The following is a 19,704-nucleotide window of genomic DNA, read 5'->3' on the forward strand; positions in this document are numbered from 1 at the left end:
TCAGCCCACCGCCTCCAGATAGAACCGCCGCCGCCCGGCCGGCACCGCCAGCACCTCGGCCTCGGTCCAGCCGTACGCCGAGGCGAGCCGATGCACCTCCAGCAGCACCCGCTGCAGCGCGGCCTCGAGCTCCGCCCACAGGTAGGCCACGACGTCCAGCGCCGGCCGCCAGCCGTGCCGGCACTCCGGGCAGGTCAGCACCAGGCGTACGTCGGCGCGGGGGTCGGCCTCTGCCAGGCGCGCGGCGGCCGCCTCGACCAGCTCGTCGGAGAGCTCCACCGGCTGGTCGAGCAGGCAGCGCCGGACCAGTTCCCGGCGAGCGGCGCCCGGGCCCTGGCCGGCGGCCGCGATCGCGTCGGCCGTGCTCGGCATGCGCAGCCGCAGGGTCCGACCGTCCGCCTCCAGGACCGGATGCTCGTCGACCGCCGCCGCCCGCACCGCGTCGACCGGCACCGCGAACTCGATCGCCTCGCCGCATCCGGGGCATTCGGCCATGCAGTCCAGGGCCGGTCCCAGCCACCCACGGTGCATCTCCAGCAGCGCGTCGTCCCGCTCGCCGAGACCGGTCGCGGCCAGCCGCTCCTCCGGCCACGCCGGGCGGGCGAGCCGCAGCAGCGCCAGCCCGCGGAACGGGGAACCGCCCGCGGCGCCCCGGTCCCAGGCGTCGAGCAGGTCACGGTCGGACGGCGCGCGCACGGGTCACGCCACCGGATCGGTGAACGACGGCTCCTCGGTCTCCACAATGGAGGTGTCGCGGACCCAGCCCTCGTTCTCGATCTTGAGGTGCTGGATGAGGACCGCGTTGGCGTTCGCGTCGAGCTCGCCCATCGCCTGGAACTCCGAGACCCAGCAGCGGTAGAGCAGGTAGCCGACGACGGGCTGGCCGGCCTCGTTGAACACCACGATGGTGATGTCCTTGCGGAAGTCGGCGAGCGAGACCTCCTTGGTCCGGTCGGTGGCGCCCGCCTGCGCGTTCTTGTAGTTCCAGACCTTGTTGGCCCACCGCTCGAACTCGGCGTCGAACGTGACCCCGCGCTCCAGCGTGACGGCCGCGTACTCGGTGCGGCCGGGCGCCTTGCGGCTGGAGCTGAAGTCGCCGCCACTGCGATGACTCGACACCTCGGTCGTACGGGTGAGTGCGCTGATCTTGCTCACCCCGGCGACGTAGTCGGTGCCGGTGCCGAACCGCACCCGGAACTTGAAGTTGCGGTACGGGTCCAGGCGGTGCGCGCTGTTGACCACGAACTCGGGCATGTCCGGCCTCTCAAACCGCGATGTCGCCAGCGAGCTGCTGGATCTGGATGATGACGAACTCGGCCGGTTTCAACGGGGCGAAGCCGACGCGGATGTTCACGATGCCCTGGTCGATCGTGTTCTGCGGGTTGTTGGTCTTGTCGCAGACGACCAGGTACGCCTCGTTGGCCGTGGTGCCGGCGAAGGCGCCCTTCTGGAACAGGCCGTTCATGAACGCGCCGACGTTGAGCCGGATCGACGACCACAGGGTCTCGCCGTTCGGCTCGAAGACGACCCACTTGGTGCCGCGGAACAGGCTCTCCTCGATGAACAGGGCGAGCCGCCGTACGGGCACGTACTTCCACTGGTCGGCGAGCCGGTCGGCGCCGACCCGGGTCCGGGCGCCCCAGCTGAGCGTGCCGTAGACCGGGAACGACCGCAGGCAGTTCACCGCGAACGGGTTGAGCCGCCCGTTGTCGCCGTCGGTCATCGTCACCGCGAGCTCGGCGACGCCCCGCAGCCCGGCGTCGGTTCCGGCCGGGGCCTTCCACACGCCGCGCTCGGCGTCGGTCCGCGCCCACAGCCCGGCGATGACCCCGCACGGCGGGAACTCGCGCAGGTCGCCCTGCGGGTCGAGCGGATCGGGGATGCGCACGTTCGGGAAGTAGACGGCGGCGTTGCGGGCCGTGTCGCCGAGCGCGAACGGTCCCGTGGTCGTGGTCAGGTCGGTCGCCACCGCGGTGACGTCGGTCCAGGTCGTCGGCGGGTCGAGCAGCAGCATCGACCGGCGCTGGAAGCACAGCGTGCCGGCCGCCGTGATCACACCCGCGTCCTGGCTCTTGCCCCACTCGGTCGGCGGCAGGCAGAGGATCGTGAAGATGTCCGCGTCGAGCAGCGCGTAGATGCCGCTCTTGGCGACCTCGCTGCCGCGCAGGGTGGTCGCGTCGACCGCGCTGCCGTCGTCGCCGAGGTTCCCGTCCGCGGGCACGTAGTAGCGCGGGTTGTCATCCTCGTCGAACTGGTCGCCGGCGAGCATGTCCTCGTTGGGCGAGTCCGCACGGGGGTCGGCGTTCTTGGCCGGCCGCTCGGCCGGATTGGGGCCGGTGTACCTGACCAGCGCCGACCGGCGCAGCACCTTCTCCAGGGTCCGGTCGGAGTCGGCCTCGGTGCTGATGCCGAGGTAGCGTTCCTGCGTCCCGGTGCCGGTGTCGCGGATCGTGAGATTCCACAGCTTGTCGTTGTCGCCGCCGGCCGGCAGGACATGCTCGACCCGCACCCGCAGTTTGTCGCCCCAGCTGCCGACGCTCGCCGCGCTGAGCACCGTCCCTGAGTCGTCCGCCGCGCCACCACCGGCAGCACCCGCGCCACCACCAGCACCCGCGCCACCACCGGCAGCGCCCCCGCCGCCTGCGCCACCACCGGCAGCACCTGCGCCACCACCGGCAGCACCTGCGCCACCACCGGCAGCACCTGCGCCACCACCGGCAGCACCTGCGCCGCCACCGGCAGCGCCCCCGCCGCCTGCGCCGCCTGCGCCGCCCGCGCCACCACCTGCGCCGCCTGCGCCACCGCCCGCGCCGCCTGCGCCACCACCTGCGCCGCCATCACCGCCGGCACCGCCTCCACCACCGGCGTCGCCGCCGTCGTCCTGCGCCTGGGCGGGTAGCGAAATCTTGGCTGCTTTGGCGGGGTTCACTGGAGCTGCCGCCCCGGGCGCCAGACCTCCACCGCCGGCACCGCCCGCGCCGCCACCGGCTCCGCCAGCTCCACCGGGCCCGCCGCCAGCTCCACCCGCCCCGCCACCGGCCCCGCCAGCGCCGCCACCGGCCCCGCCAGCGCCGCCACCGGCTCCACCAGCGCCGCCACCGGCACCGCCAGCTCCACCAGCGCCGCCACCGGCACCGCCAGCTCCACCCGCACCGCCACCGGCCCCGCCGGCGCCGCCTGCTCCGCCACCGCCCCCACCGTCGTCGGCCGGCGGCTCGGGCGTCGCGACGCGCACGATCACCGCCGTGGTGCCGCCGTTGTCGTAGTACTGCGCTACGGCGTACGACATCGGGCTCTTCTTCCACAGCCCCCCGAAGTCGCGCTCGAAATCCGCCCAGCTCGTGATCTCGCGTGCTTTGTTCACCGGGCCGCGCAGCGCCGGCCCCACGAAGGCGGCCACCGCCGTCGGAACGCCGATGATCGTGCGGACCGCACTGGGCAGTTCCTCGATGTACACACCGGGATATGTCGGAGATACCGGCATCGGCTCGCTCCTTCGTCAGCAGGCGTCACCGGCTCCGATCCCAGCCCGCCGCGGCCGGGGCCCGCTTCCGGGAACTCCCTCGGATTCCCTGGCCTGTCGGCTTTCCGCTTGCCGCCCGCAACCCGCCCATGATGCGGTCACAGCGGCACCGTCGCACAGACGGGACGATGTCGATGAGGCCGTCAACCACGCACAACGGCGACGATCTGCTCGGCCGGGCAGCCGAGCGGAGGGTGCTCGACGGCCTGCTCACGGCGGCCCGGGCCGGCACCGGTGGCGCCGTCCTGATCCACGGCGAGCCGGGCATCGGCAAAACGGCACTGCTGCGGTACGCGGTGCGCGCCGGCGCCGGCATGACGCTGGTCGGCGACTCCGGGCTCGGGGCCGTGCCCGACCTCGCCCGGCGCCGCCCGGTCCTGGTCGTCGTCGACGACGCCGACCTGCTCCAGCCGAGCTCGGTCGCGGTCCTGCGGCAGATCGCGGGCCGGGTGGCGGCCTGGCCGGTCGCGATCGTGCTCGCCTCGGCCCTACCCGACGCCCTACCCGGCTCCGTGCCTGGCGCCCTGCCCGGCGCCCTGCCCGGCGCCGTGCCCGACGTCCTGGCCGCCGCCCTGTCCGGCCTGCCCGTCCAGCGGCTGCGCGTCCCGGGCCTCGATCCGGACGCGGCGCGAAGCCTGCTCGGCTCGCGCGGCGACGGGGTGCCGCCGGCGCCGAGTGTGGCCGACGCCCTGCTGCGGGGCACGCGCGGTCACCCGCTGGCGCTGCGCGAGCTCACCGCCCTGCTGCCGGACGGGCAGTGGTCGGGCCGCGACCCGCTGCCCGATCCGTTGCCGGCCGGCCCCGGCCTGCGGCACGCCTACCGCCGGCGACTCCAGGGACTGCCCGAGCCGTGCCGGCTCGCCCTGGCGGTGGCGGCCACTTCCGTACGGCCGGATCAGGAGCATGTCGTCGGCGCCCTGCGCGCCCTCGGGGTTGATCGCGAACATCTGCGCGACGCCGAAAAGCGTGGCCTCGTCCAGGTGATGGCCGGCCGCGTCGAGTTCGACCATCCGGTCACCCGATCGGTGGTCTACTACACGGCGCCCGCGCTGCTGCGCCGCACCGCCCACCGCGCCCTGGCCGGGGTGATCGACGAGCCGCACCTGGAGGAGCTGCGCGTCTGGCACCTCGCGGCCGCGGCCAGCGGGCCCGATCAGGCGACCACCCGGCTGCTCGACCAGGTGGCCGACGCGGCCCGGCATCGCGGCGAGCGCTCGGCGGCGGCGCGGGCGATGTCGCAGGCCGCGCGCCTCACCGCCGACCCCGAGGAGCGCGCCCGCCGGCTGCTGCAGGCGGCCCGGGACGCGGTCTCCGCGGGCCGGCTCCCGGCCGCGCTGCTGTGGCTGGCGCAGGCGTCGGCCGAGACCGCGAGCGCGGCCCTGCGCGGCGAGATCGACGTCGAACGTGGCCGCGTGGAGCTGTGGCAGGGCAACCCCACCGCCGCGTACGAGGCGCTGACCCGTGCCACCCGCGCCGCCGCCGGCCGGGCCGAGGCCGCCGTCCGCCGCTCCGGCGCCGCGACCGCCGCCGTCCTGGCCGGCTGGCTCGATCTGGCCGCCTGCGACGCCCGCGCGGCCCTCGTGCTGGCCGAGCGCAGCGGCGATTCCGCGGCCCTGTTCGCCGCCCGGGTGACGCTCGCCCACCTGCTGCTGCGCCGGGGCGCGCCGGGCGAGGCCGCCACCCTGATCGCCACCGTCCGCGCCGAGCCGCCGCCCGATCCGGCCCCGCCCGAGCTGCTGACCCTGCTCGGCGTCGGCGAGATCTGGCTCGGCGACCTGCCCGCGGCTCACGGCCACCTGACCGCCGCCGTGGCGCTCGACTGGTCCCGCGAGGGCGCCCGCCCGCTGGGCTGGTGCCTGGCCGGCCTGGCCGAGCTGGAGCTGTGGACCGGCGACTGGCCGCGGGCGGACGCGCACGCCGCCGAGGCCGCCCGCATCTCCGCCGACCTGGGCCAGTCGATGGCCCTGGCCCAGGCCCTGGCCGTGGCGGCCCGCCTGGAGGCGCTGCGCGGCCGCCGCGACGGACACGCCCACCTGCTGCGCCGCCTGCCGCCCGAGCGCTCCTGGCCCGACCGCGCCCGCGTCCAGCTCCCGGCGGCCGCCGGGCTTCTGCATCTCGGTCTCGGCGAGCATCCGGAGGCCGTACGCCATCTGCTCGAAGCCGACGCCGCCGCGACCACCGCGCGCATGTGTCCCGAAGCGGCCGTGCCCTACCGCGGCGACCTGGTCGAGGCCCTGGCCCGCTCGGGTCTGCTCACCGAGGCGCGTGACCGCCTCGCCCGCCTGGAGGCCACCCTGACCGCGGACGATCCGCCGTGGTCGAGGGGAGTGGCGGCCCGCTGCCACGGAATGCTGGCCGACGGCGACGAGATCGACCGCCGATTCGCGGAGGCGGCGTCCCTGCACCCGCCGTCGATGCCGTTCGAGTTCGCGCGAACCCGGCTCTGCTGGGGCGAGGCGCTCCGCCGGGCCCGGCGCCGCACCGACGCGCGGACACCGTTGCGGGCGGCACTGGACGCGTTCACGGCCGTCGGGGCCGAGCCGTGGACCGCCCGCGCGGCCGCCGAACTGGCCGCCACCGGCGAGACCGTCCCGCCCGCCCCGCCGCCGCGGCTCACCCACCAGGAGCGGGCCGTGGCGGGCGCGGTCTACCGCGGCCTGTCCAACCCGGAGGCGGCGACGGCGTTGTTCCTCTCCCGCAAGACGGTGGAGGCCCATCTGAGCCACATCTACCAGAAGCTGGGAGTGCGGTCGCGCACGCAGCTGGTGCGCTATCTGGCCGCGAATCCCACCGACCTGGACGCCCGCTAGCCGATTCGTGGCGGTGGGAGCGGCGTCAGCGATCCGCCCCGAGCGGATCACGCCCGATGAAGCCCAGCAACCGGGTCTGGACGTCCGCGCCGGCCGGGACCTCGACTCGCGGGCCGTACTGGCCGGACGCCCGCATCACCTCCTCCATCGGCTCCATGCCGCCCAGCAGCTGGGCGCAGAAGTCGGGGTCGAGGCGCTCGTCCTGGCCGGTCGCGCGGGACAGGTCCCAGGTGTGCATGAAGACGTCGGCCGTGTAGAACTGGTCGATCGCGCCGGGCAGGGGCAGGCTGCCGATGTGCGGGTTGGTGAGCTTGCGGTTCCCGGTCTCGGGATCGTCGAGCACGGCCTGCACGCCGTCGGCGTGGATCTGCCACGCGGCCACCGGGTCCTCGTCGACCGAGGGACCCTTCGGCAGCTCGATGCCGGCGCCCGCGGACAGGAAGCTCGGGAACCATTCGGTCAGGTGCCGTACGACGTCGCGCGCCACCCAGCCGGGGACGGGCGCCGGGGCATCCCAGTCCTTCGTGCCGCGCACGCGTTCGGTGAACAGGCCGGCGACCTCGCGGTGCCGGTCGGCCGGGCGGTCAGACAAGGCCATCGACGGCCATCCTCTCCAGTTTGGCGTAACCCTCGTTGACGCCGATCTCCATGCCGGAGCGCAGCCACGCGTCGCGCTCCTCGAAGCTGTCCACCAGGGACTGGATGCGCAGCCGGGCGCGGCCCGGGCCCAGGTCCTCGAACCAGAGCGTCTCCAGCGCGACCGCATCGGGACTGCCCTCGTAGGTGAAGGTCTGGACGATCCGATCCGGCCGTACGTCGTGGAAGCAGCCGTGGAAACGGAACTCGCCCTCGGCGGCCACCGACGCGTACCGCCAGCTGCCGCCGGAACGCGCGTCCCAGTGGTCGATCCGGGTCGTCATGCGGTCGGGGCCGACCCACCGGGCGAAGACCGAAGGGTCGGTGTGGGCGCGGAACAGCTGGGCGGGCGTGGCCGCGAACTCACGGGTCACCCGGATCACCGGCAGCTTCCGGTCGGCCTCGATGACCGCTTCCGGGGTCATGGTCGTCTCCCTCCATCGCGGCCAGCACCGCGTCCAGCCGCCGGTAACGCCGCTCGACGCGGACCCGGTGCCGCTCGATCCAGGTGTCCAGCAGGTCGAGCGTCCCGATCTCCAGGTGCACCGGGCGCGGCTGCGGACCGGCCGGCCGGCTGACCAGCCCGGCCTCCTCGAGCACCCGCAGGTGCTTGTAGACGGCCTGCAGCGTCATCCGGTACGGCTCGGCCAGCTGGTTGGCGGTCGCGTCACCGTCGGACAGCCGCGCCACCATGTCGCGCCGGGTCGGGTCGGCGAGGGCGGCGAACACCCGGGACAGCGTGTCGGTGCTCACCGGCCCTCCTTTCAACTACCAGGTTGAAAGACAACCTAGAACGCGGCGGGCGCTCTGTCAACCGTACGGTTGAAAGCGCAGTTAGATGGTCTTGCGGACGACCCAGCGATGCTTGCCGATCGGCCGGTCCCGGACGAAGCCGAGCCGCTCGTAGGTGGACAGCGCGCCGTTGAAGAGGAAGCCGGCGGGCACGTCGCCGGCGCTTTCCGGATAGCCCTCGACCGTGCCGCCGCCGAGGCCCGCGATGAGCTCGAGCGCCCCGGCGAGCGCGGCCGTGGCCACACCCCGGCGCCGGTGCCCCTTGCCGACGAAATGACAGGTGATCCGCCAGTCCGGCACCGAGACCAGGCTTTTCTCGTACGCGCGGCGGCTCTTGATCTGCGGAAGCTCGGCCGGCGAGCCGAACTGGCACCAGCCGACGCATTCGCCGGAGTCGAAGACCAGCGCGGCGTGCGTCCGCCCCTCGCGCACCCGTTGCTGCTTCGCGGCCCGGTTCACGGCCGGATCGGTGCGCGACAGCTCGCCGTGGAATCCCATGCACCAGCAGCCGCCGAAGACGCCGTTGTTCCGTTCCACCAGCGCGGCGAAGGCGTCCCAGGTCGACAGATCAAGAGCCTTCACCGTGTACGGCGTTGCCGGTTCCGCCATCGTCGCTCCCTCAGACGGCGGCCAGGATCCGGGCCAGCTCGGCCGGCCGGGTGATCATCGGCCAGTGCCCGGAGTCGATGTCGACCAGGTCGAGATGCTTGGCCCGGGCCAGCTCGGGCAGCTCACCCTCGGCGATCCACTCGCGGGCCTCGGCGGGGGTGAACTCGGGGCAGACCAGAACGACCGGCACGTCGTACCGTCGCTCGTCGGTCAGCCGCACCACGCCCCGGGCCACGCCCTCGGGCACCGGGATCGCCCCCGCCGCCAGCTTCTGCCGTGCCTGTTCGTCGAGGTCGGCGGCGTCGGCGCCCTCGAACGGCGCCCAGCCCGGGAACGGCATGACGCCGTTGGTGACCTCGAAGAAGTCCGCGTACGTCCCGCCGTCGGCGACCGGGAACCCGCCGATCAGCACCACCTTGCCCACCCGGCCGGGCCGCGCGTCGGCGGCGAGCCAGGCCAGCCCGCAGGCCGCGGAGTGGCCGACCACGACCGGCCGGCCCGGAGCGGCGTCGATGGCCGCGAGGACGGCGCCGACCTGGTCGTCCAGCGTCGCCGAGGTGTTCCCGTCGCCCTGGCCGGGCAGCGACACCGGCACCGCCCGGCGGCCGTCGCGCTCGAGCTCGGCGACGACATCGGCCCACACCGGCGCGTCCAGCCACAGGCCGCCGATCAACAGGATCTGTTCTGCAGTCATGAGCCCAACCTAGGACCCATTCCGGACGTTCCGCGTCCGGTACTGTCGCGATGGTGTCGACCGGTCCGAGTCCGACCGCGCGGGCCCTGCGCGCGCTCGAGATCCTGCAGGCGAGTCCCGGCATCACCGCCGGCCAGCTCGCCGAGCGGCTGGGCGTGACCGAGCGGGCGGCGCGGCGCTACGTCGGGCTCCTCCGCGACGCCGGCATCCCGGTCGAGTCCACCCGCGGGCCGTACGGCGGCTTCCGGCTCGGCCGCGGCACCCGGCTGCCCCCGGTCGTGTTCACCCAGGAGCAGGCGCTCGGCCTGGTCATGGCCGTGCTCGACGGGCAGCCGGCCGCCATCGACGCCGACGACCTCGTCGGCGCCGCGCTCAGCAAGGTCATCCGGGCGCTGCCGGAGAGCGTCGGCCGGCAGGCGGCCGCGCTGCGCGAGCACGCCTCGGCCGCCCCCGACCGGTACGCGTCGCGCCCCGACCCGGCGATCACGAGCGGCCTGGTGGCGGCCGTCGCCGACCGGCGTCGCGTGGTGGTCACCTACCGGGGCGAGGGCGGCGGCGAGCAGTGGGACGCCGAGGTCGACCCGTGGGCGGTGGTGGTCCGGCACGGCCGCTGGTACCTGCTCTGCCATTCGCACCGGGCGGCGGCGACGCGTACCTATCGGATCGATCGGGTCCGCGCCGTGCGGCACTTGCCGCAGGGTTTCACGCCGCCGGAGGGCCTGGACCCGGTGGCGGCGCTCGAGGAGAGCCTGGGCACGGGCTGGAAGTACGTCACGCGCGTGCGGTTCCACGCGCCGAAGGAGAAGGTGGCGCCGTGGATCCGCCCGCCGATGGGCCGCCTGGAGCCGGACGGTGACGAGCGGTGCGTGCTGACCGGCAGCACCCGGAACCCGGCCATGTACGCGCAGGAGTGGCTGAGCGTCATTCCGTTCCCGTTCTCGGTGCTGGAGGGCCCGGAGCTGCGCGACGCGGTGGCGGAGGTGGCGGCCCGCTTCGGGGCGGCGGTCGAGCCGGACGCTGAGCGATGAAGCCGCTCGAAGACTCGGTTCACCCGTCTTCAACAGCCGAGTGCATTGGCCCGTCACATATCTCGCTCAGGCGGGCGCACTGCGTCGACCGCGCCGCGGTGTGGTTCAGCTGGCGCACAGGGGCTGACAAGGCCCCCCGGGAGCAGTTAGCTGATGCCGTCGAGGAAGGCAACGCGGCGGTGGCTGCCGATCTGCTCATCCGGATTCGTGACAGGGAACCCGCGTTTCTCGAGCGGCTGGTGCTTCGACTCTTGACCGCCATGGGATACGGGGGCAGAGCGGGTGCGGCCGAGCACCTCGGAAGATCCGGAGACCAGGGTCTCGATGGCGTGATACGGCAGGACGCACTAGCGGAGGCGCGGACGTCCAGACCCGGTTGCTGGGCTTCATCGGGCGTAACCCGCTGATCCCCGCCTGATCAATGCCGCCGTCATCCGCCTGACCCACCCCCCACCCGTCACTGGGTGGGGCAGACAATAGCGCGGCAGTACGACAACTTTCCGGCGCTGTCCACCGGGTCATGTTCCTGATTGACGGGCCGCCCGCGGGCGCGCTGGCATGGGGCATGACCCGCGCGTTCGCCGATCGCCCCGCAGTGACCGTCGCGGACGCTCCGGGCAAGCCGGCGCCGGCGGTGGACACTGCCGACGCCGGGCTTCGCGTCGGCGGCGACCTCGGCGCGGTGCCGGCGCACGCGGCCGGTGCGGCGCCGGTCGGTGCCGCCGGTGCGATGCCAGTGCGCGCGGGCAGTGCGGTGCCGGTGGGTGTGGCCGGCGCGGTGCCGGTGCGCACGGGCGGTGCGGCGCCGGTCCAGCCGGCCGGTGCGGTGCCGCCCCGGCCTGCGACGGCGGCGGCCCTCGACGACCTGCGCCGGGAACGTGCCGACTTTCTCCGCCGGAGTGCCGACTACTACGGCGATCCGCATCTGCCGGTCGACGGGACGCTGGTCGATCGGGTGCTCGACTCGTGGTATCGCATGATCGCGGGGGAGCAGGACGACGACGGGCTGAGGGCGGCCTACCGGGATGCGGTCAGCGTTCTCATGACGCGGGCGGCGGGGGCGCTCGAGGTTCCGCTCGACGACCTGTACCGGGCCAACCGCGGGCGCATCCCGATGTGGGCCTGGCCGGAGCCGCACCATCTCGTCGCGGGGATCCGGACGCCGATTCCGGACGGGCACGAGCCGGAGGCGGCGACCGGCGCGGTGCGGCTGACCGTGGGCACGGTCACGGTCTCGATCCTGCCCGACGAGGAGGCGGACGACGTGCGGGCCGGCGGGCGGGCGCGCGATGCGGGTACCCGGCTCGACTACACGTACGAGCTGCCGGCGTACACCTGGGAATCGCGAAAGGGCAAGAAGGTCGTCACCTCGTTCGAGCCGGCGGTGGTGGCCTTCACGATCCGGACCAGGCGCCGCCCGGGGGTACGGTTCCCGAGCCCCTCGAAATACGGACGCGGGACGACGGCCGAAGATCTCGCGGGGGCCAAGGTCGATCCCTACAGCGGGACGCTGGGCTTCCACGAGGGGCAGCACGGCATGGATCTGGTCGAGTTCCTGCGGTCGCACGAGCCGCCGGCCTATCCGGGGAAAGTCGGCATGACCGTGCGCCGGTTCGAAGGGCTGCGGGAGAGCTGGCTGGCGGCGCTGCACGACTACGCCGAGAAGGCGGAAGAGCTCTCCGCGGCCCGGACCGATCGCGTCGGAGTGCCGGAGAGCGAGCCGTAGAGCGGCCGAGAGACGGGGCCCAGAGAGCCGCCCGCAGAGCGGGCCGGCGAGCAAGCCGGGCTAATTTACCGCGGCCCGGCGGCTGAGCAGGGCGTAGCGCAGCAGCGGGAGGTAGATCCGCGCCGAGTCGGCCAGGCCGCTGAAATGCGAGCCGGCGTTGCCTTCGAGGTACGTGGCGGGGATCGGCACCTCGTCGATCGGGTGGCCGGTGGCCGCGGCGTGTAGCAGCACGTTCATCTCGTACTCGAAGCGCTCTCCCGGCACCGCGCAGAGCGGGCCGAGCAGGTCGGCGGGATAGGCGCGCAGGCCGGTCTGGGTGTCGGTGACGGTCCGTCCGGTCGCCGCCCGGAACACGGCCTGGGTGAGGGTGTTGCCGAACCGGCTGCGCGGCGGCATCCGGTCGAAGCGGCGCACGCCCAGGACGATGCGTCCCGGTCGGCAACGGTCGGCGACCGCGCGGATGTCGGCGACGCTGTGCTGACCGTCGCCGTCGGCGCAGACCACGGCGAAACCGGGATACCGGGACCGGATGTGCCCGAACCCGGTCTTGAGGGCGACCCCCTTGCCCCGGTTCACCGGATGCCGCAGCACCGTGCCGCCCAGCGCTTCGATCTCCGCCAGCCGGGCGTCGGCGGCCGCGCCGGTGCCGTCGTCGACGATCACCACCTCAGCCGGCTGTCCCACCTCGCCGAGCAGCGCGGTGACCAGCTCGGACAGGTGCGGGCCGGGCTTGAACACCGGGAGCAGGACGATCGTCTTCTCGAGGCGCGGCACCGGCTCTCCTTCACTGCTGTTCGACGGTGCAACGTCTATACCCAGGCCGGCCGTTGATCACCCGCCGGGCGAGACGGCCGGCGGCGACCATCCCCCGTTCGCGTTGCCACAACCGGTCGGCGCGAGCGCCGAGAAAGCCGAGCCGGGCCAGCAGCAACGCACCGCGGTCGTCGTGCACCTCGCCGCCGTACGCCGGAACGTCCCGCAGCGCCGCGCCGGTCAGCCCCAGCACCCGGCCGGCCAGGAACCGGACCCGCGGCAGGTGCCACGCGTGCGTCACCAGGCCGAGCGGGGCCCGCGCATCGAACGTGTAGCCGCTCAGCAGCCCGTCCTCCACCGTGTGCAACAGGTTCTCCAAGGTGCTGCGCGAGCGCGTCTCGGCGTACAGATCGGCATGCTCGCCCAGACCGGCCGCGTACGCCGCCTGCCGCATGAGATCTCCCTCGCGCGCGCCCACCGGCGGTGGGGCGGCGCCGGTGCTGGCCTCCGGCCAGCCGCCGGTGAAGACGATCCGGATCCGCTCGCCGGCGTCGTGCATCGCACGGTGGGCCGCCACGTAGCCGATGGCCGCACGCACCCGCGCGGCTCCACCCGGCGTGAGAGCAAAGCCGTTTCCGGTACGCACGACGCCGCGCCCGAACACCAACAGCACCCTGGCCGGCGCCGACATGGGTGGCCCTCCCTCGCCTCGCCCGCCATTATCTCCGGGTGGAGGCATTGCTGCTGGTCGTCATTCTCGGCGCGACCGTCTTGATCGGTACCACGATCGGTGGGCGGTACCGGGTCGCGCCGCCGGTGCTGCTGATCGTGGGCGGCGCTCTGTGGGCACTGATCCCGCGGCTGTCCGACGTCACCTTGCCGCACGAGGCGGTGCTGCTGCTGTTTCTGCCGCCGATCCTGTACTACGAGAGCCTGAACGTCAGCCTGCGGGAGATCCGGGCGAACCTGCGGGTCATTCTGTTGCAGGCGGTGGTGCTCGTGATCGCCACGACGATCGCGATCTCGTACGCCCTGCAGGCGGTCGGCGTGCCGTCGGAGGCGGCGTGGATCCTCGGCGCGGTGCTGGCGCCGACCGACGCGGCGGCGGTCGCCGGCCTCGCGAAGAGCATGCCCCGGCGCACGCTGACCACGCTGCGGGCCGAGAGCCTGATCAACGACGGTACGGCGCTGGTGCTGTTCGCGGTCGCCGTCGGTGCCCTGCAGGGGGAGGGGACGCCGAGCGTGCCGATGCTGGCCGGCGAGTTCGCGTGGTCGTTCGCCGGTGGCATCCTGGCCGGGCTCGCCACCGGCGGCGGCATCGTGGTGATCCGCCGGCATCTCGGCGACGAGCCGCTGCGCTCGGGTGGGCTGAGCGTGCTCACCCCGTTCGTCGCGTTCCTGATCGCCGAGGTGGTCCACGCCAGCGGCGTGGTCGCGGTCGTGGTCGCCGGCCTGGTGCTGGCGTACGCCGGTCCCCGGGTGATCCAGGCCCGGTCCCGGTTCTGGTCGTTCGCGTTCTGGGACCTGTCGACCTTTCTGCTCAACGGCAGCCTGTTCGTCCTCGTCGGCATGCAGGTGCCGGGTGCGGTGCGGGGCATCGACAGCGGGGCGATACGGCACGCGCTGCTGGTGGCGCTCACCGCGAGCGTCGTGGCGATCCTCACCCGGCTGGTCTGGGTGCACCTGGCGGCATGGCTGATCCGGCTGCTCGACCGCCGGCCGGTGCAGCGTTCCCGGCGGGTGAGCTGGCGCATCCGGACCGCCGGCGGGTGGGCGGGTTTCCGCGGCGCGGTCTCGCTGGCGGCGGCACTGGCGGTGCCGGCGGTGCTGCCGGACGGCACCCCGTACGCCGAACGGAATTTGATCGTCTTCACGACGGTGACCGTCATCGTCGTCACGATCCTGGTCCAGGGCCTGACGCTGCCGTACGTGCTGCGCTGGGCCGGCCTGGCCGGCGACGAGACCCGCGAGAACGAGACCCGCGACGCCCGGGCCACCGCGGCCCGGGCCGCCCTCGACGCGCTGCCGGAGATCGCGCGATCGATGGACGCGCCGCCCGACATGGTGGCGCGGATAAGAAGCGACTACGAGGAGCACCTGGAGGAGCTGCGCGCCGAGGGCGATCACGACGGCGAGGCGATCCGGTATGAGCAGGTGGAGCACGAGTTGCGGCTCGCCGTGCTGCGACGTAAGCGGGAGGTGGTGACCGCGTTGCGCGACGCCAACCGGATCGACGACTACGTGTTGCGCGACCTGCAGGCGGGCATGGACATCGAGGAGATCCGGCTGCTCGGCCCGGCCTCGACCGAATAGGCTAAATCCACCGGCGTACGCGGGCCTGGTAGCCGGTGTAGGCCGGGCCGAACCGCTCGGTGAGGTATCGCTCCTCGGGGCGGATGACCAGCCGACGCACGGCGACGATCACGAGCGGCCACAGCACCAGCGGCCACCAGGAGCCGAACACCAGGGCCAGGCCCAGATAGGCGACGGCCAGCCCGGTGTACATCGGGTTGCGCGACAGCCGGTAGGCACCCCCGGTGACCAGGGTGGCGACCGGGTGGTGGGGCACGATCGTGGTGCGGTGCCGCACGACCGCGGCGACGCCGGCGAAGGCCAACGCTAGCCCGAGCGCGGTGAGCACCGCCCCGGCGACCGTGGTGGCCGGCCGCCCGCCGAGCGGAAGCGCGACCACGCCGTTGAGCGCCATGCCCCCGGCCAGGCCGGCGGCGTAGTAGAGCGGCGGCGGTATGAAGATCACCTGAGCGCCTTGCTGCGCTTGCGTACTTGTGGACATCGTCTTGCCCTTCGGTAGAGTTAAACTCTAACTAATAGAGCACTACACTCGTCCGGTGGCTGTCAAGAGGCGGTACGAGTCGGCACATCGACAGGAGCAGGCCCGCCAGACGCGGCGGGCGATCCTGGACGCGGCCGCGGCCCTGTTCGTCGAGCCCGGCTACGCGGCCACCCCGCTGACCGCCATCGCGGCCCGGGCCGGGGTCGCGGTCCAGACGGTGTACAAGATCTTCGGCAGCAAGCAGGCCCTGCTCTCGGCGCTGGTCGACGTCACGGTGGCCGGCGACGACGAGCCCGTCGCGCTGCCCGACCGCCCGTTCGTCGCGGACATCCGGGCGCTGACCGGGGCCCGGGCGAAGCTCGACCGCTACGCGCGCCACCTCGTCGACACCCATGCCCGGCAGGCGCAGGTGATGCTCGCCCTCGCCGCCGCCGCGACCGCCGACCCCGAGGCCGCGGCGATCTGGCGCAAGAACGTCGACGATCGCCGCGCCGGCATGACCATGTTCGCCGCCGAGCTGGCCGCGGGCGGCCACCTGCGGCCGGACCACACCGTCGACACCGCGGCCGACGTGCTGTGGCTGGCCATGGACGTGCGCAACTACGACTGGCTGGTGCGCCAGCGCGGCTGGTCACCCGAGCGCTTCCGGCGCTGGTACGCCGACACCGTCGCCGCGGCGCTCCTCGCCGAGCCCGGATCGCCGGCGCCGACCGCGAGCGCCTGATCAGGTGCGTTGACTGTCAGCCGGGGCGGCGTACCGCTCCGGTGAAGCCCGCGACGAAGAGCGTCGCGAGGGACAGGCGGCAGCCGGGCATCCGTAACGCGACGGCGACGGCGTCCCGTGCCACCACGCCGCCGGGCAGGTCGCAGTCGCGCAGCACCAGGATGAACCCGGTGGAGACGCCCTCCACATCGAGCGTGCCGACCAGGCGCGCGCCGCGCAGCCGGACGCCGCGGGGATCCAGCGCCGCCGCGTTGCGCAGCAGGTCACGGACGGTGTCGGCGGAGACGGAACGATCGGCCGTCCCGTAGCCCGGATCGTCCCAGTCGATGTCCATGCCGGCAGCGAGGTCGAGCTCCTCACCGCGACGTGCGTACTCCCACAGCAGCGCGTCGACGGAACCCAGTCGTTCACGCTCGGCTCTTGCCGACCCGGCCGCAGTCACCCAGCCGACGGCGAATGGACTTGTGCGGCCGTGCATCGGATCATGCGTCTCATGGAGGAGCACCAGGCGCCGCGTGCGAAGGTCATCACGCTCTGCGGCTCGACCCGGTTCGAGGCCGAGTTCGCGGAGGTGAACCAGCGGCTCACGATGGGGGGTTTCGTCGTGCTGAGCCTCGGGATGTTCAGCCTGCCGGATCTGCCGGGCTACGACTGGACGGTCGACAGCCTGAACCTGAAGGGGCGGCTGGGCGGCGTCCATCTCCAGAAGATTCGCATGGCCGACGAGGTGTACATCATCGATCCGGGCGGCTATCGGGGTGAGTCGACCCGGCGGGAGATCGCGTACGCGGAATCGCTCGGCAAGCCGGTTCGGTATCTCAGCCGCGAGCCTCCAGCGGGTCCCGCCGCGCCTCGATGAGCGGCCGGGCGCCATTCCGCCCGGAAATGACAACCGTTCCCGGCCGGTGGCGGCTACTGTGCCGCCATGGTGGATGCGCGGGAGCGGTTCGTGGCCTCCGGGTCGCTGCGGATCTGGACCGAGCGGGTGGGAGATCCGGGGCTGCCCGCTGTTCTGATGGTCATGGGGTCGGGCGCGCAGAGTGTCTTCTGCCCCGATGCGCTGGTGGGCCGCCTGGTCGAGCGCGGGGTTCAGGTGATCCGGTTCGACCACCGCGACACCGGCCGGTCCAGTGTTGTCGACTTCGACGCTCATCCGTACACGATCGGGGACATGGCACGCGACTGCCTGGCCGTTCTGGACGGGTACGGCCTTGGCTCCGCCCACGTGGCGGGGGCTTCCCTCGGCGGCATGATCGCGCAGTGGCTCGGCGTGCACGCGCCCGGGCGGGTCCGGTCGCTGACCGTGATCTCCAGTTCGCCGATGGGTCACGACCCGCGTGCGGTGTGGGCACGGGCGCAGGCCGGGGAGCCGGCCGATCCCGATGACCTGCCGCCACCGTCGCCGGCGTACGTCGCGCACCTGGCCGCCCGGCTGCCGCCCGGCGTCGAGACCGACGTGGCCCTGTTGCGGGTCTTCAACGGGCCGGTACTGCCGTTCGACGAGCCGGCCGCCCGGTCGACGCTGGAGCTGGCGCTTTCGCGGGCGATCGACCCGGCGGCCGCCGCCCACCACGGCCGCGCCGTGTGGCGCGACGACCCCGGCCTCAAGGCCCCGCTGTCGTCGATCACCGCGCCGACCTCGATCGTGCACGGCGACCAGGACCCGTTCTACCCGGTGGGTCACGCCCGGGCCCTGGCCGCCGCGATCCCGGGCGCGGTCCTGCACGTCGTGCCGGGCATGGGACACAGCCTGAGCTCACCCGGCCTGCCCGAACAGATCGCGGACCTGATCCGGTTGTAACCCGCTGCGCCGGGCCCGACCGGTGCGGCCAGTAATCCGCCGTCTGCGTGATGGGCGAGGTTCAACCCGCACGCTGTCGTATAGGCGACATTCAATCTGCGGCGCTGAGCTGCTACTTTGCGGCCCGCATCTGAACGCGATACGGGTGATACGGAGACGAGGATGTCCGCCGCGGCGTCGACGACCTACCGGATATCCGCGGCCGCGGTGGTCCTCTCCTGCTACGAGTTGTTCCTGCTCGCCCTTCCCCGGCGAACCGCGGTGGCGGTAGACAATATTGCGGTCACGTCGGTCACCACGTTCGCGGCGTTGGCCTGCGTCTGGTTCGCAGCGCGAAGTCGAGGCTGGGAGCGGCGATGGCGGGTCCTGACGGCGGCCGCCCTCGCGGCGAACGCCATCGGGCAGGGCGTGTGGACGGCATCTGACCTCGCCGGGAATTCCCGTCTTGCCGTGCCGTCCTGGCCCGATCTGGCCTGGCTGGTCACCGTGCTGGTGGTCATCGCCGGCCTGACGACCGTCGCCCGGCACGCGACGGCCCCTCAGCCGTACCTGGGTGGCCTCGCCGACGTGCGGCTGATCCTCGACAGCCTCCTCGCGTCCGGCTCGCTGCTGCTGCTCGCCTGGATGGCCACGCTCGGCGCCGCCTCCGCGCACTCGGTGCTTGCGTTCTGGGTGCCGGCGGCAGAGGTCCTGCTGATCATGCAGGTCACCCTCATCTACATCACCCGCCGGATTCCGCGCGAGAACCTCCGGCACCTCTCGCTGATCGGCGGAGGGCTGGTTGTAAGCTCGCTGTCCGACTTCGCGTTCAGCATGTATCTGAACGGCACCATTGCGCGTTATCCGTTGGTGGCGAGCGTCGGCTATCTGGCGGGCGCCTTGCTCATCGCGCGGGCGGCCTCCATGCCGAGTTTCCGGCCAGGCCGCCGCGCTGCTCACCAAGCGCCCCGGACGACTCACTGGCTCTCGATGGTGGCGCCGCTGTTGCCGCTGGCGCTGGTCACCCTGTTTCTGGCCGGCAAGGTACTGTCCAGTAAGACCCTGAGCGCGATCGAGGCCACCGGCGCTGTGTCGATCTTCGCACTCGTGGTCCTGCGTCAAGCCGCCGTCTTCGTCTGGCCGCGCTCGCCCGACCGGCTGCTCCAGCCCTCAATCTCCCTGCAGGTTCCCGCGTCGCCGGACGATTCGGAACTCGACCGAAGATTGCGCGCCCATATGCTTCTCCTGCGTCATGAACTGCAGCGTGCCAACAACCGCACCGCGATATGGACATTTGTTGGCGGTGCGATCCTCGGCGTGCTCGGCAACGTTGTCGTCGCCGCATTCATGAACTGATTGGCGCGTCCGGACCTTGACTTCGACCCGGGTTTAACTTGCAGGCTGCCCGCATGACCTTCACCCCGTCTGAGATCGCCTACCTCGACGAGCAGCCGCTCGGGCGTCTGGCCACGCTGCGGCCCGACGGTACGCTGCAGAACAGCCCGGTCGGGTTCCGCTACAACCGTGCGCTCGGCACGATCGACATCGGCGGCCACAACCTGCCGTCGAGCTTCAAGTACCGCAACGTCGCGGCGAACGGGCAGGTCGCGTTCGTCGTAGACGACGTGCCGTCGCTCAGTCCGTGGACGGTGCGCTGCCTGGAGGTCCGCGGCACCGCCGAGGCGATCGAGAAGCCGGCGGACTCGGCCTACGGCACCGGCGACCCGATCATCCGGGTCCGGGCCCGGCGGATCATCAGCTACGGCACCGAGGAGCGGGGCGCGGTGCCGGGCCAGGTGCGGCCCTACAACCGCGACGTCCGCTAGGACTGGTGG

Annotated in this window: 24 protein-coding genes; 11 read left to right on the forward strand and 13 right to left on the reverse strand. The window is 73.0% G+C overall.

All coding sequences use genetic code 11. The features are described 5' to 3' along the window. The 4 genes from ACQP2F_RS19010 to ACQP2F_RS19025 all read right to left on the reverse strand — a co-directional run bounded on the left by ACQP2F_RS19010 (position 1) and on the right by ACQP2F_RS19025 (position 3,189). Complete coding sequence (locus ACQP2F_RS19010) at positions 1 to 696, reverse strand: hypothetical protein (protein WP_433305785.1); 696 nt, start codon at positions 694 to 696, stop codon at positions 1 to 3. A gap of 3 nt (positions 697 to 699) precedes the next feature. After that, positions 700 to 1,254 carry a phage tail protein gene (locus ACQP2F_RS19015; protein ID WP_433305786.1) on the reverse strand — a complete coding sequence of 185 codons (555 nt, stop codon included), beginning with the start codon at positions 1,252 to 1,254 and terminating at the stop codon, positions 700 to 702. A 10-nt stretch (positions 1,255 to 1,264) separates the two neighbouring features. Beyond that, positions 1,265 to 2,554 (reverse strand): phage tail sheath family protein, encoded by a 1,290-nt coding sequence (locus ACQP2F_RS19020; RefSeq protein WP_433305788.1) that lies wholly within the window; start codon positions 2,552 to 2,554, stop codon positions 1,265 to 1,267. 371 nt (positions 2,555 to 2,925) lie between these two features. Further along, positions 2,926 to 3,189 carry a hypothetical protein gene (locus tag ACQP2F_RS19025; protein ID WP_433305790.1) on the reverse strand — a complete coding sequence of 88 codons (264 nt, stop codon included), beginning with the start codon at positions 3,187 to 3,189 and terminating at the stop codon, positions 2,926 to 2,928. A 468-nt stretch (positions 3,190 to 3,657) separates the two neighbouring features. On the opposite strand from ACQP2F_RS19025, the gene ACQP2F_RS19030 reads away from it, so the two are divergent. Then, positions 3,658 to 6,333 (forward strand): LuxR C-terminal-related transcriptional regulator, encoded by a 2,676-nt coding sequence (locus ACQP2F_RS19030; RefSeq protein WP_433305792.1) that lies wholly within the window; start codon positions 3,658 to 3,660, stop codon positions 6,331 to 6,333. A 25-nt stretch (positions 6,334 to 6,358) separates the two neighbouring features. On the opposite strand, the gene ACQP2F_RS19035 is transcribed toward ACQP2F_RS19030, so the two are convergent. The 5 genes from ACQP2F_RS19035 to ACQP2F_RS19055 form a co-directional block, all read right to left on the reverse strand. Further along, complete coding sequence (locus ACQP2F_RS19035) at positions 6,359 to 6,931, reverse strand: TIGR03086 family metal-binding protein (RefSeq protein WP_433305794.1); 573 nt, start codon at positions 6,929 to 6,931, stop codon at positions 6,359 to 6,361. After that, positions 6,918 to 7,394, reverse strand: a complete 477-nt coding sequence (locus ACQP2F_RS19040) for an SRPBCC domain-containing protein (protein ID WP_433305796.1) — start codon at positions 7,392 to 7,394, stop codon at positions 6,918 to 6,920. Before ACQP2F_RS19040 ends, ACQP2F_RS19035 begins: the two co-directional genes overlap by 14 nt. Beyond that, positions 7,333 to 7,722 carry an ArsR/SmtB family transcription factor gene (locus ACQP2F_RS19045; RefSeq protein ID WP_433305798.1) on the reverse strand — a complete coding sequence of 130 codons (390 nt, stop codon included), beginning with the start codon at positions 7,720 to 7,722 and terminating at the stop codon, positions 7,333 to 7,335. The genes ACQP2F_RS19040 and ACQP2F_RS19045 overlap by 62 nt, the downstream gene beginning before the upstream one ends. Before the next feature lie 81 nt (positions 7,723 to 7,803). Next, positions 7,804 to 8,370, reverse strand: a complete 567-nt coding sequence (locus ACQP2F_RS19050) for a GNAT family N-acetyltransferase (protein WP_433305800.1) — start codon at positions 8,368 to 8,370, stop codon at positions 7,804 to 7,806. A gap of 10 nt (positions 8,371 to 8,380) precedes the next feature. Then, the gene (locus tag ACQP2F_RS19055) at positions 8,381 to 9,064 is read right to left on the reverse strand and encodes an alpha/beta fold hydrolase (RefSeq protein ID WP_433305802.1); all 684 of its coding nucleotides are present in this window, start codon (positions 9,062 to 9,064) and stop codon (positions 8,381 to 8,383) included. 53 nt (positions 9,065 to 9,117) lie between these two features. On the opposite strand from ACQP2F_RS19055, the gene ACQP2F_RS19060 reads away from it, so the two are divergent. From ACQP2F_RS19060 to ACQP2F_RS19075, 4 genes are all read left to right on the forward strand, one after another. After that, entirely contained in the window at positions 9,118 to 10,092 is a 975-nt protein-coding gene (locus tag ACQP2F_RS19060; RefSeq protein ID WP_433305804.1) for a helix-turn-helix transcriptional regulator, read from the forward strand. Between the two features lie 40 nt (positions 10,093 to 10,132). Beyond that, entirely contained in the window at positions 10,133 to 10,219 is an 87-nt protein-coding gene (locus ACQP2F_RS19065) for a hypothetical protein (protein WP_433307556.1), read from the forward strand. Positions 10,220 to 10,352: 133 nt separating this feature from the next. Continuing rightward, entirely contained in the window at positions 10,353 to 10,499 is a 147-nt protein-coding gene (locus ACQP2F_RS19070; RefSeq protein ID WP_433307557.1) for a hypothetical protein, read from the forward strand. A 113-nt stretch (positions 10,500 to 10,612) separates the two neighbouring features. Next, on the forward strand, positions 10,613 to 11,818 hold the full coding sequence (locus ACQP2F_RS19075) for a hypothetical protein (RefSeq protein WP_433305806.1): 1,206 nt from the start codon (positions 10,613 to 10,615) through the stop codon (positions 11,816 to 11,818). A gap of 60 nt (positions 11,819 to 11,878) precedes the next feature. Here ACQP2F_RS19075 and ACQP2F_RS19080 read toward each other — a convergent pair whose 3' ends face one another. Then, the gene (locus tag ACQP2F_RS19080) at positions 11,879 to 12,592 is read right to left on the reverse strand and encodes a glycosyltransferase family 2 protein (RefSeq protein WP_433305808.1); all 714 of its coding nucleotides are present in this window, start codon (positions 12,590 to 12,592) and stop codon (positions 11,879 to 11,881) included. A gap of 10 nt (positions 12,593 to 12,602) precedes the next feature. Then, positions 12,603 to 13,310: an ElyC/SanA/YdcF family protein gene (locus ACQP2F_RS19085; RefSeq protein WP_433305810.1), complete on the reverse strand. Its 708-nt coding sequence runs from the start codon at positions 13,308 to 13,310 to the stop codon at positions 12,603 to 12,605. On the opposite strand from ACQP2F_RS19085, the gene ACQP2F_RS19090 reads away from it, so the two are divergent. Further along, positions 13,301 to 14,884, forward strand: a complete 1,584-nt coding sequence (locus ACQP2F_RS19090) for a Na+/H+ antiporter (protein ID WP_433305812.1) — start codon at positions 13,301 to 13,303, stop codon at positions 14,882 to 14,884. The two genes, ACQP2F_RS19085 and ACQP2F_RS19090, sit on opposite strands and share 10 nt — an antisense overlap. A gap of 1 nt (position 14,885) precedes the next feature. Here ACQP2F_RS19090 and ACQP2F_RS19095 read toward each other — a convergent pair whose 3' ends face one another. Beyond that, entirely contained in the window at positions 14,886 to 15,329 is a 444-nt protein-coding gene (locus ACQP2F_RS19095) for a methyltransferase (protein WP_433305814.1), read from the reverse strand. 91 nt (positions 15,330 to 15,420) lie between these two features. On the opposite strand from ACQP2F_RS19095, the gene ACQP2F_RS19100 reads away from it, so the two are divergent. Continuing rightward, the gene (locus ACQP2F_RS19100) at positions 15,421 to 16,089 is read left to right on the forward strand and encodes a TetR/AcrR family transcriptional regulator (RefSeq protein ID WP_433305816.1); all 669 of its coding nucleotides are present in this window, start codon (positions 15,421 to 15,423) and stop codon (positions 16,087 to 16,089) included. A gap of 16 nt (positions 16,090 to 16,105) precedes the next feature. Here ACQP2F_RS19100 and ACQP2F_RS19105 read toward each other — a convergent pair whose 3' ends face one another. Beyond that, positions 16,106 to 16,531, reverse strand: coding sequence for a hypothetical protein (locus ACQP2F_RS19105; protein WP_433305818.1), 426 nt, complete (start codon positions 16,529 to 16,531; stop codon positions 16,106 to 16,108). A 51-nt stretch (positions 16,532 to 16,582) separates the two neighbouring features. Here ACQP2F_RS19105 and ACQP2F_RS19110 point away from each other — a divergent pair, with 51 nt between their 5' ends. From ACQP2F_RS19110 to ACQP2F_RS19125, 4 genes are all read left to right on the forward strand, one after another. Further along, on the forward strand, positions 16,583 to 16,948 hold the full coding sequence (locus tag ACQP2F_RS19110; protein WP_433305821.1) for a hypothetical protein: 366 nt from the start codon (positions 16,583 to 16,585) through the stop codon (positions 16,946 to 16,948). Positions 16,949 to 17,014: 66 nt separating this feature from the next. Next, positions 17,015 to 17,890: an alpha/beta fold hydrolase gene (locus ACQP2F_RS19115; protein ID WP_433305824.1), complete on the forward strand. Its 876-nt coding sequence runs from the start codon at positions 17,015 to 17,017 to the stop codon at positions 17,888 to 17,890. A gap of 162 nt (positions 17,891 to 18,052) precedes the next feature. Then, positions 18,053 to 19,225 carry a hypothetical protein gene (locus ACQP2F_RS19120; RefSeq protein WP_433305827.1) on the forward strand — a complete coding sequence of 391 codons (1,173 nt, stop codon included), beginning with the start codon at positions 18,053 to 18,055 and terminating at the stop codon, positions 19,223 to 19,225. Between the two features lie 53 nt (positions 19,226 to 19,278). Further along, the gene (locus ACQP2F_RS19125) at positions 19,279 to 19,695 is read left to right on the forward strand and encodes a PPOX class F420-dependent oxidoreductase (RefSeq protein WP_433305829.1); all 417 of its coding nucleotides are present in this window, start codon (positions 19,279 to 19,281) and stop codon (positions 19,693 to 19,695) included. Positions 19,696 to 19,704: the final 9 nt, after the last annotated feature.

The sequence above is a fragment of the Actinoplanes sp. CA-030573 genome (assembly GCF_050951115.1).
GTDB lineage: Bacteria > Actinomycetota > Actinomycetes > Mycobacteriales > Micromonosporaceae > Actinoplanes.

What these genes read in the sequence shown, in the direction of transcription:
- ACQP2F_RS19040 (WP_433305796.1), bottom strand. Translation starts at nt 7,394, where the DNA reads ATGACCCCGGAAGCGGTCATCGAGGCCGACCGGAAGCTGCCGGTGATC.
- ACQP2F_RS19030 (WP_433305792.1), top strand. Translation starts at nt 3,658, where the DNA reads ATGAGGCCGTCAACCACGCACAACGGCGACGATCTGCTCGGCCGGGCA.
- ACQP2F_RS19085 (WP_433305810.1), bottom strand. Translation starts at nt 13,310, where the DNA reads ATGCCTCCACCCGGAGATAATGGCGGGCGAGGCGAGGGAGGGCCACCC.
- ACQP2F_RS19015 (WP_433305786.1), bottom strand. Translation starts at nt 1,254, where the DNA reads ATGCCCGAGTTCGTGGTCAACAGCGCGCACCGCCTGGACCCGTACCGC.
- ACQP2F_RS19125 (WP_433305829.1), top strand. Translation starts at nt 19,279, where the DNA reads ATGACCTTCACCCCGTCTGAGATCGCCTACCTCGACGAGCAGCCGCTC.
- ACQP2F_RS19110 (WP_433305821.1), top strand. Translation starts at nt 16,583, where the DNA reads ATGGAGGAGCACCAGGCGCCGCGTGCGAAGGTCATCACGCTCTGCGGC.
- ACQP2F_RS19050 (WP_433305800.1), bottom strand. Translation starts at nt 8,370, where the DNA reads ATGGCGGAACCGGCAACGCCGTACACGGTGAAGGCTCTTGATCTGTCG.
- ACQP2F_RS19120 (WP_433305827.1), top strand. Translation starts at nt 18,053, where the DNA reads ATGTCCGCCGCGGCGTCGACGACCTACCGGATATCCGCGGCCGCGGTG.
- ACQP2F_RS19070 (WP_433307557.1), top strand. Translation starts at nt 10,353, where the DNA reads ATGGGATACGGGGGCAGAGCGGGTGCGGCCGAGCACCTCGGAAGATCC.
- ACQP2F_RS19035 (WP_433305794.1), bottom strand. Translation starts at nt 6,931, where the DNA reads ATGGCCTTGTCTGACCGCCCGGCCGACCGGCACCGCGAGGTCGCCGGC.
- ACQP2F_RS19115 (WP_433305824.1), top strand. Translation starts at nt 17,015, where the DNA reads ATGGTGGATGCGCGGGAGCGGTTCGTGGCCTCCGGGTCGCTGCGGATC.
- ACQP2F_RS19075 (WP_433305806.1), top strand. Translation starts at nt 10,613, where the DNA reads ATGTTCCTGATTGACGGGCCGCCCGCGGGCGCGCTGGCATGGGGCATG.
- ACQP2F_RS19055 (WP_433305802.1), bottom strand. Translation starts at nt 9,064, where the DNA reads ATGACTGCAGAACAGATCCTGTTGATCGGCGGCCTGTGGCTGGACGCG.